Here is a 14,251-nt window from a genome sequence, read left to right on the forward strand (position 1 = left end):
CCATGCTGGCCGTTTTATTGCCCATAGCAGGCAATAATCTCACCCGCTACCGCTACCGCAATCTCAGCGGGCAGCTTGCCTTTCACGTCAGGCAGGCCAATCGGGCAGCGCAGGGTATCCAGCTGCTGGCGACTGAAGCCCTTGCCCTCCAGCCGGTAATCGAACCGCTGACGTTTGGTCGCCGAGCCAATCACCCCAAAGTAGCGATAGTCGCCGCGCGTCAGGATCGCCTCGCAGAGCGCCAGATCGGTGGGATGATGGTGGGTCATCACCACGTAATAGCTTTCCGGCGGCATCTGTTTCACCGCGTCGCGCGGATCTTCCGGGCAGCAGATCGTCACCCCTTCCGGCACCTGAACGAACTGCTCTTTACGCTCGTCTACCCAACAGACATGACAGGGCAGCGTCGCCAGAATGGTGACCAGCGCCCGGCCTACGTGGCCTGCGCCAAACACCGCTATCTGCGGCTGCGGCTGGATCAGCGGCTCAAACAGCACGGAGGTCATGCCGCCGCAGCACTGCCCAAGCCGGGCGCCCAGGTTAAAATGCTCGCTGCGCGGTTCGCTGCTGCGCGTCGTCAGCATCTCTCTGGCAAGGGCGATGCACTGATATTCCAGATGGCCGCCGCCGATGGTCAGAAAAGATTGCCCGGCGGTGACAATCATTTTGCTGCCGCTGTCGCGCGGCACCGAGCCTTTTTCCTCCAGCACCGTCAGCAGTACGCAGGGCTCACGCTTTTCGTGTAGCGAGGCCAGTATTTTAATCCAGTCGTCAGGTCGCATTATGTTCCCTCATTTTTTCTGCCCCCCAGAAGACCCTTTCCGGCGTGGCGGGCGCATCCAGCAGCGGGTGCTGACGGTAGTCGCCAACGCTGGCTACGGCATCCTGGAGCGCGCACCAGGCGGCAATCCCCAGCATAAACGGCGGCTCGCCCACCGCTTTGGAATGAAACACCGTGTCTTTGGGGTTTTTACGGTTTTCCACCAGCGTAACCCGCAGATCCGCAGGCACGTCGCCAATCGCCGGAATTTTGTAGCTGGCGGGGCCGTCGGTCATCAGGCGGCCCTGCTCGTTCCACACCAGCTCCTCGCTGGTCAGCCAGCCCACGCCCTGCACGAAGCCGCCCTCAACCTGGCCAATATCGATCGCCGGGTTCAGCGAGGCGCCGACGTCATGCAGAATATCCGCCCGCAGCAGCCGATATTCGCCGGTCAGCGTATCGACAATGACCTCCACGCAGGCCGCGCCAAAGGCGTAGTAGTAAAAAGGCGTGCCGCGCCCTGCTTCACGATCGTAATGAATGCCGGGCACTTTGTAGTAGCCGGTCGCGGCAAGCGGCACCTGGTTCAGCCAGGCCAGCTGCGCCACGTCCGCAAAGGTGAAATGTTTTTCGCCTGCCCTGACGATGCCGTTGCTGAAGCTGACCTGCTCAGCGCTACAGTTATGCAGGCTGCACAGCATAGCCGTTAATCGGTCGCGCAGGATCTGCGCCGCGTTCTGGGCGGCCTTACCGTTAAGATCGGTGCCGCTTGAGGCGGCCGTCGGCGAGGTATTAGGCACTTTGCCGGTATCCGTTGCGGTGATCTGGATGCGATCGACGTCGATTTGCAGCACTTCCGCCACGATCTGCGCAACTTTGGTATTAAGGCCCTGGCCCATTTCCGTGCCGCCGTGGTTAAGCTGTACGGTGCCGTCGGTGTAGATCAGGATCAGCGCGCCCGCCTGATTAAGGAAGCTGGAGGTAAAAGAGATGCCGAACTTCACCGGCGTCAGCGCCAGGCCACGTTTCAGATAAGCGCTGCCGTGATTAAAGGCGGTGATTTCGCGGCGGCGGGCCGCATAGTCCGCGCTGGCCTCCAGCTGCGCGGTCATCTCCTCCAGCAAATTGCCTTCCACCTGCTGGTGGTAGTGCGTGACGTTACGCGTTTCTTTGCCGTAATAATTGCGTTTGCGTACCTCAAGCGGATCGAGGTTCAGCTCGCGGGCGATATGATCCATGATCTGCTCAATCGCCACCATGCCCTGCGGGCCGCCAAAGCCGCGATAGGCCGTGTTGGACGCCGTATTGGTACGGCAGCGATAGCCGGTGATCAGCGCGTCGCCAAGATAGTAGGCGTTGTCGGCATGAAACATGGCGCGATCGACGATCGAACCAGAGAGATCCAGCGAATAGCCGCAGTTGCCGGCCAGATCGATTTTTACGCCGCAGAAGCGCCCATCGTTATCCACCCCTACGTCATAGCGCACGTAGAAGGGATGCCGCTTGCCGGTTATATGCATATCGTCACGTCGCGCCAGCCGCATTTTCACCGGTCTGCCCGTCTGCCGCGCCGCTACCGCGCACAGGCAGGCGACGCCGGCGGCCTGCGTCTCTTTACCGCCAAAGCCGCCGCCCATCCGCCGCATATCTATCGTCACCTTGTTCATGGTGATCCCCATCACCGACGCTACCAGCTTCTGCACTTCCGTCGGATTTTGCGTGGAGGAAAAAACCTGGAGCGACTGGTCTTCGCCCGGCACCACCAGCGCAATCTGCGTTTCCAGGTAAAAATGCTCCTGGCCGCCGATGTGGAACTCGCCCTGAAGCCGATGGCTGGCGCGAGCGAGCGCGGCTTCCGCGTCGCCCCGCTGGTGCACATGCGGCTGCTGCACAAAATGCGCTTTCGCCAGCGCCTCTTTGACGTCCAGCACCGGCGTCAGCGGCTCGTACTCAATAATGGCCGCTTCCGCCGCCCGGCGGGCCGCCTGCGGGCTTGACGCCGCCACCGCCAGCACGATCTGTCCGGCATACTCTACGACGTCTTTTGCCAGCAGCGGATCGCCCGGCTCCAGCGGCCCGATATCCCCTTCGCCCGGCACGCTTTGCCAGGTCAGCACGCTGACCACGCCGGGAATGGCGTAGCAGGGATCGGTATCTATGCTGAGGATGCGGGCGTGCGCATGCTCGCTAAGGCGGGGACAGAGATGCAGCATGCCCGGCAGCTCCAGCCTGTCGTCGATGTAGATCGCCTCGCCGGAGACGTGCTTATCCGCGCTCTCGTGCTTATTGCTTTTACCGACGCCGCTCTGAATGCCTGCCTGATACTGCCGGGCGATAACGTCAGCCGCCACTAAGGGACGATTATTGGACATAGTCTGTTACCTCCAGCAGGGTTAGCTCTTCCGTAAGCGAAGCGTGATAGCGACGCAGCAGGTTCTTCGCTACCTGTAACCGGTAGGCCGCGCTGGCGCGGAAGTCGCTCAGCGGCGTAAAGTCCTGCTCCAGCGCACGGCAGGCCAGCGCCAGCGACTGCTGCGTCAGCGGTTTGCCCACCAGCGCGCTTTCGCAATGGACGGCACGTTTTGGCGTTGCCGCCATGCCGCCGAAGGCGATACGCGCGGCGGTTACCCGGCCGTCGGCGTCGCGCTCCAGCATAAATGCACCGAAAACGGCGGAAATATCATCTTCCAGCCGCTTGGACACCTTCCACGCGCGGAAATGTTGTGACGCGGTCACTTTTGGCACGCTGATTGACAGGATAAATTCGCCGGGCCGTAGCGCAGTTTTGCGATAGTCCACGAAAAATTCATCCAGCGGCAGCGTGCGGATTTGCGAGCCGCGCTGAAGCGTCAGCGTTGCGTTGAGCGCCAGCAGCATCGGCGGGGTATCGCCGATGGGCGAGCCGTTGGCGATATTGCCACCCAGCGTGCCGCGATTGCGGATCTGCAACGAAGCGAAACGCTCCAGCACCTGCGCGAAGGCAGGAATATGGGGCCGCAACAGCGTGGCGCAGGCTTGAAGGGAAGCGCCCGCCCCCAGCACAATCGCCTGCTCCTCTTCCCGACAGGCTTTCAGCGCTGCTATCTGATCCAGGGCGATAACCAAAGGCAGCGGTTTATAGCTTTGCGTCACCTGCAGCGCTAAATCCGTGCCGCCCGCCAGCAGCTTCGCCTCCGGATGCGCCAGCAGCAGTTCCGCCAGGCGATCGAGGCTTTTCGGCAGCAGGCAGCGGTTGCCGTTGAACGCCAGCTCCTGCTCTTCGCCGTTGTGGATCGCCATCAGTTTTGCCACCGTCTGCGCCTCGCGCTGCGCAAAGCTGTCCGGCTGCGGCCGTTCGCAGACCTGACGCGCCGCATCAATAATCGGCCGATAGCCGGTGCAGCGGCACAGGTTGCCCGCCAGCGCCTGCTCCGCCTCTTGCCGCCGCCAGCCTTCACTGTTTTTTTGCAGCGTAAACAGCGACATCGCAAAACCCGGCGTGCAAAAGCCGCACTGCGAGGCGTGGCACGTCGCCAGCGCTTTTTGCACCTCGTGCAGCTCGTCGCCCTGGCGGAGATCCTCAACGGCGATCAGCTGTTTGCCCTGAAGGCTGCTGACGAAGGTGATGCAGCTGTTGACGGTTTCATACACCATTTTGCCCGCCTCGACGCGCCCCAACGTGACCGTACAGGCACCGCAGTCGCCCGAAGCGCAGCCCTCTTTGGTGCCGCAGCGGCGCTGGTTCTGGCGTAAATAGTTCAGTACGGTGGTTTCAGGATCGAGACTTTGCTCGGTGACCAGCGTCTGGTTCAGTAAAAACTGGATCATGCGGCTTTCTCCTCGCTCTGCGGCTGCCAGACCAGTTTGCCGTTGACCCAGGTACAGGCGATATTGCGATCGTCGCCCAGCGTCATCAGCACAAAAAGTTTCTCCCAGATATCGCGGCTGTTGGCGCAGCGCAGCTTTTGCAGCGCCGAGACGGCCGGATCGAGCACCACGAAGTCCGCCTCTTTGCCGGGCTGGAAGTTACCGATCTTATGATGCAGATCCAGCGCCTGCGCGCCGCCGAGCGTGGCGTGGTAGAACGCCTCACAGGCGGCCATTTTATACTGCTGTAGCTGCCCGACCTTGTAGGCTTCGCCCAGCGTTTGCAGCATATTAAAAGTGGTGCCCGCGCCGACATCCGTACCGATGCCCAGCCTGACGTTTTTTTGCCAGCAGGTTTGTAGCTTAAACAGGCCGCTGCCGAGAAACAGGTTAGAAGTAGGACAGAATGCGACTGCCGAATCAGTCTGATGCAGGCAGTCCCACTCGCTATCCTCCAGGTGGATGCAGTGCGCGAAGACGCTGCGGCGGCCCGTCAGCTGATAATGGTGATACACGTCCAGATAGCCGTCGCGCTCGGGGAAAAGCGCGTTGACCCAGGCAACTTCCTGCGGGTTTTCGCTCAGGTGGGTGTGCAGCCAGATATCCGGATAGGCTTCCTTCAGCTGCCTGACCTTTTCCAGCAGCGCTGGCGAAGAGGTTGGCGCAAAGCGCGGCGTCAGCGCATAGCTCAGGCGCCCGCGATTATGCCAGCGCTCAATCAGCTCGCGGGTTTGCCGGTAGCTCTGTTCGGGCGTCTCGGTCAGGTAGTCCGGCGCATGGCGATCCATCATGACTTTCCCGGCGATCAGACGCATTCCCAACCCTTCGGCCGCGCTGAACAGCGCATCCACCGATTCCGGATGCACGGTGCCGAAAACCAGCGCCGTGGTGGTGCCGTTACTCAGCAGCTGGTGCAGAAAAAAGGCCGACATCTTTGCCGCGTGCTGCGGACAGTGATACTGGCTCTCTACCGGGAAAGTGTACTGTTGCAGCCACTCCAGCAGCTGCTCGCCGAAAGCGCCGATCATCTCCGTTTGCGGATAGTGAATATGGCTGTCGACAAAACCCGGCACAATAAGCTTGCCTCGGTAGTCGGTTATCGGCTGCCCGGCGGCGAGCTGATGCTGCCCCGCTTCCCACGTCTGAAGCGAAAGAATTTCGCCTTCGCGCAGCAGCAGCAGGCCGTCTTCAATGTAGCGGGCGTGGGCCGGCAGTTCTTCAGGCTGGCTGACCGGTGCGGTGATATCAAAAAAACTGCCGCGAATGGCGGTGATGGATGGCATAGCGCTTCCTTCTGAACAAGTCTTCGGCAATCAGTGAACGGCCTGCGTTCAGAGTTGCAATTGCTGTGCCACATTAATAATCGGAATTTATATGCTATTTATCAGTTACTTAAATATGGATGCATTAAGAAACCCTAAATGAATCGAGGCAATCGTATGCGCAACCGATTGCAGCAATCAGCAAACGATTGCCTGCCTTTTTTTCTTGCGCAGCGAGCAGTTTTTTCCTGTGCCATTGCACCGTTTTCTGGCGTTTTTACGCAGAACGCACCTCGATCGTGCAGCCTGTATTATCAACCATAACCAATCCTTCTTATCAGAATCGATCTGAAGTGTTATCGTGTTGAGAATCCAAAATGCGTTGAGGAACAGTGAGATGATCGTATTTGTTACGGGTGCCACTGCCGGATTCGGCGAAAGCATTACCCGACGCTTTATCCGTGAAGGACACAAGGTAATCGCCACCGGCCGTCGTCAGGAGCGTCTGCAAACGTTGAAACAGGAGCTGGGCGACAACCTTTATACGCTACAGCTTGACGTCCGCAACCGTGCGGCCATTGAAGAGGCGCTGGAGCAGCTTCCCGCCGAATGGCGCAATATCGACGTGCTGGTCAATAATGCCGGGCTGGCGTTAGGCATCGAACCCGCGCATAAAGCGAGCCTGGACGATTGGGAAGCGATGATCGACACCAATAATAAAGGGCTGGTCTATATGACCCGCGCCGTGCTGCCGGCGATGGTTGAGCGCAACGTGGGCCATATTATCAATCTGGGATCGATTGCCGGCAGTTGGCCTTACGCGGGCGGCAACGTTTATGGCGCGACTAAAGCCTTCGTGCGGCAGTTCAGCCTGAATCTGCGCACCGATCTGCACGGCACCGCCCTGCGCGTGACCGATATCGAGCCGGGACTGGTGGGCGGCACGGAGTTTTCCAACGTGCGCTTTAAAGGCGATAACGCTAAGGCCGATAGCGTCTACGACGGCACCGAGCCGCTGACTGCCGAAGACGTGACCGAAGCAGTCTGGTGGGTTGCCACGCTGCCGAAGCATGTCAATATCAACACGCTGGAAATGATGCCGGTCGCGCAAACCCTGGCCGGGCTGAAAGTCCATAAGGCGTAATGCGCTATCTGGCCCGGCGGCTACCTTCTGCCGGGCCTGTTCTGATTTGCTACCCTCTTCCCCAACCGGCCACGATAATCAGCATCCCGCCCAGGGCGATTGCCGCGCCCGCCCAGTCGTAATGACTTAGCTTTACGCCATCCACAAAACGCAGCCACAGCAGCGCCGTCGCCACATATACGCCGCCGTAGGCCGCATAGACGCGCCCGCTCGCCGCCGGATGCAGCGTCAGCAGCCAGACAAACAGCCCCAGGCTGGCCGCCGCGGGCAGCAACAGCCAGGCGGAGCCACCCTTGCGTAGCCACAGCCAGGGCAGAAAACAGCCGACGATCTCGGCCAGCGCGGTCAGAAAAAAAAGCAGGACGGTTTTCAGCAGCATGTTTCCTCACTACAGGCTAAACGGATGCGCAAGTCGGCTGGTTAGCCCGCGCGCGCAGATGATATACTATTCGCGGCGTTCGATGCAGCCGCGCGGCTGTAAAACAGGAATAAGGAATTGATGATGAAAAAGATGACTTTCTGGCAATCTACGCTGGTCAGGGCTGCGCTGCCGCTGGTTCTGTTTGGCGCGCTGGCCTCTTTTCAGCAGACCGCCGAAGCAAGAACGGACAGGCTGATCATTCAGGACGGCGACAGCTCGCTGACTAAAGAGCAGGCCCGCCAGGAGAAAGAGCAGTGGGATGAAACCCATCGTCTGCGCAGCAAAGTGAATCAGCGCGTGGAAAAGAATTTTGATAAGGCTGACCGCGCCATTGATACTCGCGACGCCTGTGAGCAGAGCCTGAACGTTAATGCCTACTGGGAGCCGAGCACATTGCGCTGCCTGGATCGCCGCAGCGGACGTCCCGTCGCGCCCTGATAGCGGATAGCTGCTATAGTTAGCGTAATTTTCAGGCAAAAGGAAAGGACGATGAAAGCGATAAAATGGCTGTTACCGGCGTTGATGGTCGCCGCTCCGCTGGCTGTACAGGCTTCCTGCGAGACGGTTAAAGCGGACATTAATCAGAAAATTATCAATAACGGCGTGCCTGCTTCCGGCTTTACGCTGGACGTGGTGCCCAGCGACCAGGCCGATCAGGCTGGCGGTCAGGTGGTAGGCCATTGTGAAAACGATTCGCAAAAAATAGTCTACAAGCGTGAACGCAACGGCGATAGCGACGCAGCCGTACCGGCCAGCGCCGGGACCTCTCAGGATGCCCCCTCTTCCTGATGGATAAGGGCCGCCTGCGCGGCCCTTTCTTTATTCCGGTTTCTTCGCCGGGATAAACCGCGCCACCGCCAGGCTGGCGAAGGCGATGACCAATGAAACGGCAAACACCCAGTGCAGCGAGCTGGCCACCTCGCCAATCACATGCTGCAAACTCCTTTGCGATAAAGCTTCTCTCTGCGCCTGCGCCATAATCTGCTGCACCGGATCGTCGTGCTGCGGCAGCCGCTGCGCCAGGTTATAGTTGAGCACCGCGCCCATGACCGCCGTGCCTGCCGCCGATCCCAGCAGGCGACTGAACATCACCGAGGCGGTACAAATGCCGCGTACTGAAAACTCCGCGCTGTTTTGCACGGCGATCAGGAACGTGGTGCTGGTCATGCCCATACCGGTGCCAATAACGAACGCGGCGAACCCCGCGTAGCTAATGCCGCTGTCCACGTGCAGCGTCAGCAGCAGCGCCGTACCGGCAATCAGCAGCAGCGAGCCAAGCTGGGCGGTGAAACGGTAAGAGGTGCGCAGCATCAGCCTGCCGCTGAGCGTACTGGCCAGCGGCCAGCCGATCGACATCATCGCCAGCGCGCTGCCTGCCTGGAGCGGCGTGCCGCCGTTAACGCCCTGGATCCACGTGGGCAAAAATGCGCTGATGCCCATCATTGCCGCGCCGATAATCAGGTTGCCGAGGTTGCCCGCCACGATTGTCCGGCTACGCCATATCACCAACGGGAACAGCGGCGCGGGCGCCCTTTTTTCATGCCGTACCAGCATAAAAGCCGACAGTATGGCGACGCCAGACAGCACAAATGCCCAGTTACCGAGCAGCTGTGCCTGCAGCAGCGCCGTCAGCAGCGCGCTGACCGTCAGCATCAGCCAGCCGCTGCCCGCCAGGTTAAGCCTCTGTCGCGTTTCACCTCGCGATTCCGGAAACCAGCGCGCCAGCATCAGCATCGAAACGATCCCTACCGGCACGTTAACCCAGAACACCAGCGACCAACTGAAGTGCGCCACTATCCAGGCGCCGGTCAGCGGCCCGACCACCGCCGCCACGCCCCAGACGCTGGAGAGCCAGCCCTGGATACCCGCCCGCTCTTTTGGCGAGTAGACGTCGGCGATAATAGTCGCGGTCAGCGGCATAATTGCGCCCGCGCCCAGCCCCTGGACGGCGCGAAACAGGATCAGCCAGCTCATGGCGGGCGCGAAACCGCACAGTACCGAGCCAAGAAGGAACAACGACGTGCCGATAAAGAAAACGCGTTTCCTTCCCCACAGATCGGCAAGCCTGCCGTAAAGGGGCACGCTGACCGCCTGAGTCAGCAGATAAACGGAAAAAACCCAGCCAAATTGTGAAAATCCGCCCAGCTCCGCCACGATGGTGGGCATGGCCGTGGCGACGATGGTCACCTCAATGGCCGCCATAAACATCGCCAGCATCGCGGCGATCAGTATCCAGTGGCGATGGCTCACCCCGGTGTGTGCTGTTTCAGTCATACCGCTCCTTAGTGTTGTCCGTTCTTATTCTGGCCTGGATTGGCGCCGGATGTTTCCTGTTTGTGCGCTGGCGCGATAAAAAAACCGCTACAGCAGGTGCTGCAGCGGCAGGCAGAAAAGAAAACGTAAGGGGAACGGCGGCAGTTGCTATGGCTGACGCAGCACGCTCAAATCCAGATAGCGGGCCAGCTCACGCTGTTCCGGTTTCGGCAGGTAAGGCAGCTCGCCCAGCAGCGGTGCCTGAATTTTTTGGCTCAGCACGTCGATAATTTCCGCATAATGCGCCAGACCGGGATTAATGCGGTTGGCGACCCAGCCCAACAGCGGCAGGCCGTCGTTGGCTATCGCCTGCGCCGTCAGCAGCGCATGACTGATGCAGCCCAGCTTGATGCCGACCACCATCACTACCGGCAGCCGCTCATCAACCGCCCAGGCGGAAAGCGGACGCAGATCGTTCATCAGGCTGTGCCAGCCGCCGGTGCCTTCCACGACTACGGAATCAACCTGGGCTGACAGCGCGTGCAGGCTCTCGCTCAGCTTCTGGTAGTTGATAACGGCATCGCGGCTGGTGCTGATCTCATCATCCAGCAGGGTCAGCGGATTAATGGCGGAATAAGGAAGCGTAACGGAAGAAGAAGCCTGTAGCACGAGCGCGTCCTTGTTGCGCGGCCCCTCATCGGTTTGCTGGCTGCTTTTGGCGACGGGCTTATAGCCAGCCACCCGCCGCCCCCCTTCGGACAGCGTCTGCAAGAGTGCGCGGCTGACCACTGTTTTACCCACTTCTGTATCGGTGCCAGTGACAAATAAACGCTTTAACATACTCTCTCTACGCTCCGATTCTGTCGATAATTTATAAACAATAATTAACAATTAAGACGCAACATCTTAGGGTAGCGAACAGGAGTGAGGCTTGCGTTAGCGCAATCTTTTGCGTAATAAAGGGCGTGGCGTCAGCCCTGGAGAAGTTTCACCAGCAGCGTGCCGTTATAGAGCGCATCCTTGACCAGCGCGGCCCCTGGCATGGTGCCCTGATTATAAAACTGGGTAGGTTCGATGGCGATATGCTGGCCGTAAACCGGCAGGGACTGACGGCGCACGCAATCGGCGATGGCGGGATAGAGGATTTCGCTGGCGCGATTAAGCGGCGATCCTATAACTATTTTTTCAGGGTTAAAGAGGTTAACCATAATTGCCAGGATACGACCCACGTGATGCCCGACGCCGGTGACAATCCCTTTCGCCAGCGGATCGCCCGCCAGCGCGGCATCGCAAAGCGACGCGGCGGTAAGCGGCTGCTGATGCAGCAGGCAGTCCGGCGCGGCCTGCATTTTTTGCGCGGCCAGCTCCAGCACGCTTTCCAGGCTTGCGACCGTCTCCAGGCAGCCATGATTGCCGCAGTAACACTGTTTGCCCCATGGCTCGACCTGCGTATGGCCTATCTCTACCAGCGTGCTGCTGCCGCTGTGCAGCAGGCGGCCACCGGTAATCACGCCCGCGCCGACGTTGTGATCGATAACGACCTGGATAACGTTACTAAGATCGCGCGAGGCGCCAAACAGCGCTTCCGCCATGGTCCAGGCGCAGATATCGTGCTGGATATAAACCGGCAGGCCGGTACGCGCCGACAGCGCCTCGCCCAGCGGCATATCGCTGACGCGGTAAAAAGGCATGCGATGCACGATGCCTTTTTGCGCATTGAGAATGCCCGGCAGCGTGATGGCAATAGCGGTTAGCCTTTCCAGTTTCTGCTGGTGGCGAATAAAGAAGGCGTCGATTTCATTAATAATGCGCGACAGCAGCGGCTGCGGATCGTCAACGGGCAGCGGCCGCACCTCTTCCACCACCAGCAGGCTGCTTAAATCCCGCAGCGCCAGCGTGAACTCGCCGTTGCCGATGCGGGCGGAAAGATAGTGCCAGGCCGGCGTATCCACCACCAGGCCGACAGCCGGGCGGCCGCGGCTGCCCGCTTCCTGAAACTCCGTTTCCTGCACCAGATGCGCTTCCAGCATCTCGCGCACGATTTTTGTGATGCTTGCCGGGGCCAGCTGTGCTTTTTTCGACAGGGCAATGCGCGATATCGGGCCGTAGCGGTCGATCAGGCGATACACCACGCCCGCATTGGTCTGTTTGATCTGATCGATATGGCCAGGCTGACTATCGGCTATCACTTTATTTTCGCGCCTCAAAATAAATCTCTACTCATGGTGAAACAGTTCCGCTGGCTCGTCAACGCTTTGATTTTTATTGTGATTAACAGCACAGAATAACGCTTAGCTACTTGATCATTACAAATCATCGTTTCTTAACATCAGGCTCAGCATATGCTGGGTAGCGGCGCTGATTTCGCCCTGCTTTTGCCATACCAGCCAGACTTCCGACAGCGCATCTTCTTCCTGCAGCGTCAGCCAGCTGAGCTGCTCCAGCCGCGCCCGACGAAACGACGCGGGCAGGATCGAAACGCCCAGCCCGGTGGCGACCAGCCCGAGGATGGTCATCGCCTCGCCCACTTCCTGGGCAATATTGGGCCGGACGGCATAGCGCTCCAGCAGCGTCAGGGTTTCGCTGTAGAGCGCCGTGCCTACCTGGGGATCGAAAAAAACAAAGGGTTCAGCCGCCAGCTCGCGCAGCGAGACAGAGCCGCGCCCGGCCAGACGATGCGCGCGATGAACCACGGCGCAAAGCGGTTCTCGCAGCAGCAGCCGGTGCTCCAGCGTGTCCGGCAGCGGCGTATTGCGCATCACGCCCAGATCCAGCCGTCCTTCATGCAGCGGAGCCAGCTGCTGGCGTGTATTAATCTCCTGCATCTGTAAATGCACGTCCGGGTAGCGCTGGCGAAAGCTGAACAGCGCGTCGGAAACCGCAGAAATAAACGGCGCGGAGGAGGTAAAGCCGATCCGCAGCGTGCCCTCTTCCCCGCGATGCAGCCTGGCGGCCTTATCGGCCGCTACGGCCACGTTTTGCAGGATTTGCCGGGCGCTGACCAGAAACTGGGCGCCAGCGGGCGTGAGCCGTACGCTACGGTTGGTGCGGGCCAGCAGCCTAGCGCCAATTTGCTGCTCCAGCTGCTGGATCTGCTGGCTGAGCGGCGGCTGGGAAAGGGCAAGACGCTGAGCGGCGCGACCAAAGTGCAGCTCCTCCGCGACGGCAATAAAATAGCGCAGATGACGAAGCTCAATATTCATATCTTAAAAATCTCAATCGAGAGGATTAATAGATTATACAACCTGCTCAATGTTACATAAAATTAACATCAACTTTTCTACGTTTAAGGACAGGCAGTGAACGTTACGACCCGACTCGTTACCGCAGAAGAAAGCGTTACCCCACCCGCCGAAATCTACATTAAGCGCGGCACGCCGCAGTTTATGCGCGTGACGCTGGCACTGTTTTCTGCGGGTTTAGCCACCTTTGCGCTGCTGTATTGCGTACAGCCCATTTTGCCCATTCTGTCGCAGGCATTCGGCGTTTCGCCTGCCGCCAGCAGCCTTTCTTTGTCTATCTCTACCGGTCTGCTGGCGCTGGGCCTGCTGGTAACCGGCCCGCTTTCCGATGCGGTCGGCCGTAAAAACGTTATAGTGACGGCGCTGATGCTGGCCGCGCTGTTTACGCTGCTGTCGGCAGGCATGTCCAGCTGGCACGGCATTCTGCTGATGCGGGCACTGACCGGCCTGGCGCTAAGCGGCGTGGCGGCGGTGGGAATGACTTATTTGAGCGAAGAGATCCACCCCAGCGCCATCGCCTTTTCGATGGGCCTGTATATTAGCGGCAACTCCATCGGCGGCATGAGCGGCCGTCTGTTAAGCGGCGTGATCGCCGATTTTACCAGCTGGCGAGTCGCGGTCGCGGTTATTGGCTGCTTTGCGCTGGCGGGCGCGCTGATGTTCTGGAAAATTCTGCCGCCCTCGCGCCATTTCCGCCCCGCCTCGCTAAGGCCGCGCAGCCTGCTGATCAATTTTCGGCTGCACTGGCGCGACAGCGGCCTGCCGCTGCTGTTTGCAGAAGGTTTTTTGCTGATGGGCGCGTTCGTCACGCTGTTTAACTATATTGGCTACCGGCTGCTGTCACCGCCGTGGTCGCTGAGCCAGGCGGTGGTAGGATTGCTTTCCGTGGTCTATCTCACCGGCTCCTGGAGCTCGCCGAAAGCGGGCGCGATGACCGCTAAATACGGCCGGGCGGCGGTGCTGCTGGCGTCGGTGACCCTGATGCTGGCTGGCGTGCTGATCACGCTGGCGAATACGTTATGGCTGATTTTTCCGGGCATGATGCTGTTTACGGCCGGCTTTTTTGCGGCGCATTCCGTTACCAGCGGCTGGATAGGCCCGCGCGCCAGACGTGCCAAAGGACAGGCCTCTTCGCTTTATCTTTTTAGCTACTATCTGGGATCGAGCCTGGCGGGTACGCTTGGCGGCGTGTTCTGGCATCATTTCGGCTGGCCGGGCATTGCCGGTTTTATTACGCTGCTGCTGCTGCTGGCGCTGATGACCGGTTTCCGCCTGCGCAGTAAAAAGCTGTAAAAAAAGCGGGCTGGCTGCCCGCTTTCAGAA

13 protein-coding genes are annotated in these 14,251 nt (G+C 59.7%); 4 read left to right on the top strand and 9 right to left on the bottom strand.

What is annotated here, in order from left to right; translation table 11 throughout:
* Window positions 1-14: 14 nt before the first annotated feature.
* Genes xdhC through guaD form a run of 4 tightly spaced genes read right to left on the bottom strand, consistent with a single transcriptional unit; the run spans window position 15 to window position 5,889 of the window.
* Entirely contained in the window at window positions 15-782 is a 768-nt protein-coding gene (xdhC, locus tag QZH36_RS02850; RefSeq protein ID WP_125290082.1) for a xanthine dehydrogenase accessory protein XdhC, read from the bottom strand.
* Window positions 772-3,132: a xanthine dehydrogenase molybdopterin binding subunit gene (gene xdhB / locus QZH36_RS02855; RefSeq protein ID WP_253454333.1), complete on the bottom strand. Its 2,361-nt coding sequence runs from the start codon at window positions 3,130-3,132 to the stop codon at window positions 772-774. The genes xdhC and xdhB overlap by 11 nt, the downstream gene beginning before the upstream one ends.
* The gene (gene xdhA / locus QZH36_RS02860) at window positions 3,122-4,567 is read right to left on the bottom strand and encodes a xanthine dehydrogenase small subunit (RefSeq protein ID WP_301729607.1); all 1,446 of its coding nucleotides are present in this window, start codon (window positions 4,565-4,567) and stop codon (window positions 3,122-3,124) included. Before xdhA ends, xdhB begins: the two co-directional genes overlap by 11 nt.
* Entirely contained in the window at window positions 4,564-5,889 is a 1,326-nt protein-coding gene (gene guaD, locus QZH36_RS02865) for a guanine deaminase (protein WP_301250947.1), read from the bottom strand. Before guaD ends, xdhA begins: the two co-directional genes overlap by 4 nt.
* Window positions 5,890-6,265: 376 nt before the next feature.
* Between guaD and ydfG the strand changes: the two genes are divergently transcribed.
* Window positions 6,266-7,012, top strand: a complete 747-nt coding sequence (gene ydfG / locus QZH36_RS02870) for a bifunctional NADP-dependent 3-hydroxy acid dehydrogenase/3-hydroxypropionate dehydrogenase YdfG (protein WP_253454336.1) — start codon at window positions 6,266-6,268, stop codon at window positions 7,010-7,012.
* 49 nt (window positions 7,013-7,061) lie between these two features.
* Here the strand turns inward: ydfG and QZH36_RS02875 are convergent, their stop codons facing one another.
* The gene (locus tag QZH36_RS02875) at window positions 7,062-7,391 is read right to left on the bottom strand and encodes a YnfA family protein (RefSeq protein ID WP_301250949.1); all 330 of its coding nucleotides are present in this window, start codon (window positions 7,389-7,391) and stop codon (window positions 7,062-7,064) included.
* Window positions 7,392-7,523: 132 nt separating this feature from the next.
* Here QZH36_RS02875 and QZH36_RS02880 point away from each other — a divergent pair, with 132 nt between their 5' ends.
* Together QZH36_RS02880 and QZH36_RS02885 are read left to right on the top strand one after the other, a co-directional pair.
* A complete protein-coding gene (locus tag QZH36_RS02880; RefSeq protein WP_253460987.1) occupies window positions 7,524-7,871 on the top strand; it encodes a DUF1283 family protein in 348 nt (115 codons plus the stop codon).
* A 51-nt stretch (window positions 7,872-7,922) separates the two neighbouring features.
* A complete protein-coding gene (locus QZH36_RS02885) occupies window positions 7,923-8,222 on the top strand; it encodes a DUF1161 domain-containing protein (protein WP_253454338.1) in 300 nt (99 codons plus the stop codon).
* Window positions 8,223-8,252: 30 nt separating this feature from the next.
* Here the strand turns inward: QZH36_RS02885 and QZH36_RS02890 are convergent, their stop codons facing one another.
* The 4 genes from QZH36_RS02890 to QZH36_RS02905 form a co-directional block, all read right to left on the bottom strand.
* The gene (locus tag QZH36_RS02890; RefSeq protein ID WP_301729608.1) at window positions 8,253-9,707 is read right to left on the bottom strand and encodes an MDR family MFS transporter; all 1,455 of its coding nucleotides are present in this window, start codon (window positions 9,705-9,707) and stop codon (window positions 8,253-8,255) included.
* Window positions 9,708-9,854: 147 nt separating this feature from the next.
* On the bottom strand, window positions 9,855-10,526 hold the full coding sequence (gene bioD, locus QZH36_RS02895; RefSeq protein WP_253454340.1) for a dethiobiotin synthase: 672 nt from the start codon (window positions 10,524-10,526) through the stop codon (window positions 9,855-9,857).
* Between the two features lie 131 nt (window positions 10,527-10,657).
* Window positions 10,658-11,875: a sugar metabolism global transcriptional regulator Mlc gene (mlc, locus tag QZH36_RS02900; protein ID WP_301729609.1), complete on the bottom strand. Its 1,218-nt coding sequence runs from the start codon at window positions 11,873-11,875 to the stop codon at window positions 10,658-10,660.
* Window positions 11,876-11,992: 117 nt separating this feature from the next.
* Entirely contained in the window at window positions 11,993-12,889 is an 897-nt protein-coding gene (locus QZH36_RS02905) for a LysR family transcriptional regulator (protein WP_253454341.1), read from the bottom strand.
* Between the two features lie 96 nt (window positions 12,890-12,985).
* Between QZH36_RS02905 and QZH36_RS02910 the strand changes: the two genes are divergently transcribed.
* Window positions 12,986-14,221: an MFS transporter gene (locus tag QZH36_RS02910; protein ID WP_301729610.1), complete on the top strand. Its 1,236-nt coding sequence runs from the start codon at window positions 12,986-12,988 to the stop codon at window positions 14,219-14,221.
* Window positions 14,222-14,251: the final 30 nt, after the last annotated feature.

Source organism: Erwinia wuhanensis (assembly GCF_030484085.1).
Taxonomy (GTDB): domain Bacteria; phylum Pseudomonadota; class Gammaproteobacteria; order Enterobacterales; family Enterobacteriaceae; genus Erwinia; species Erwinia aeris.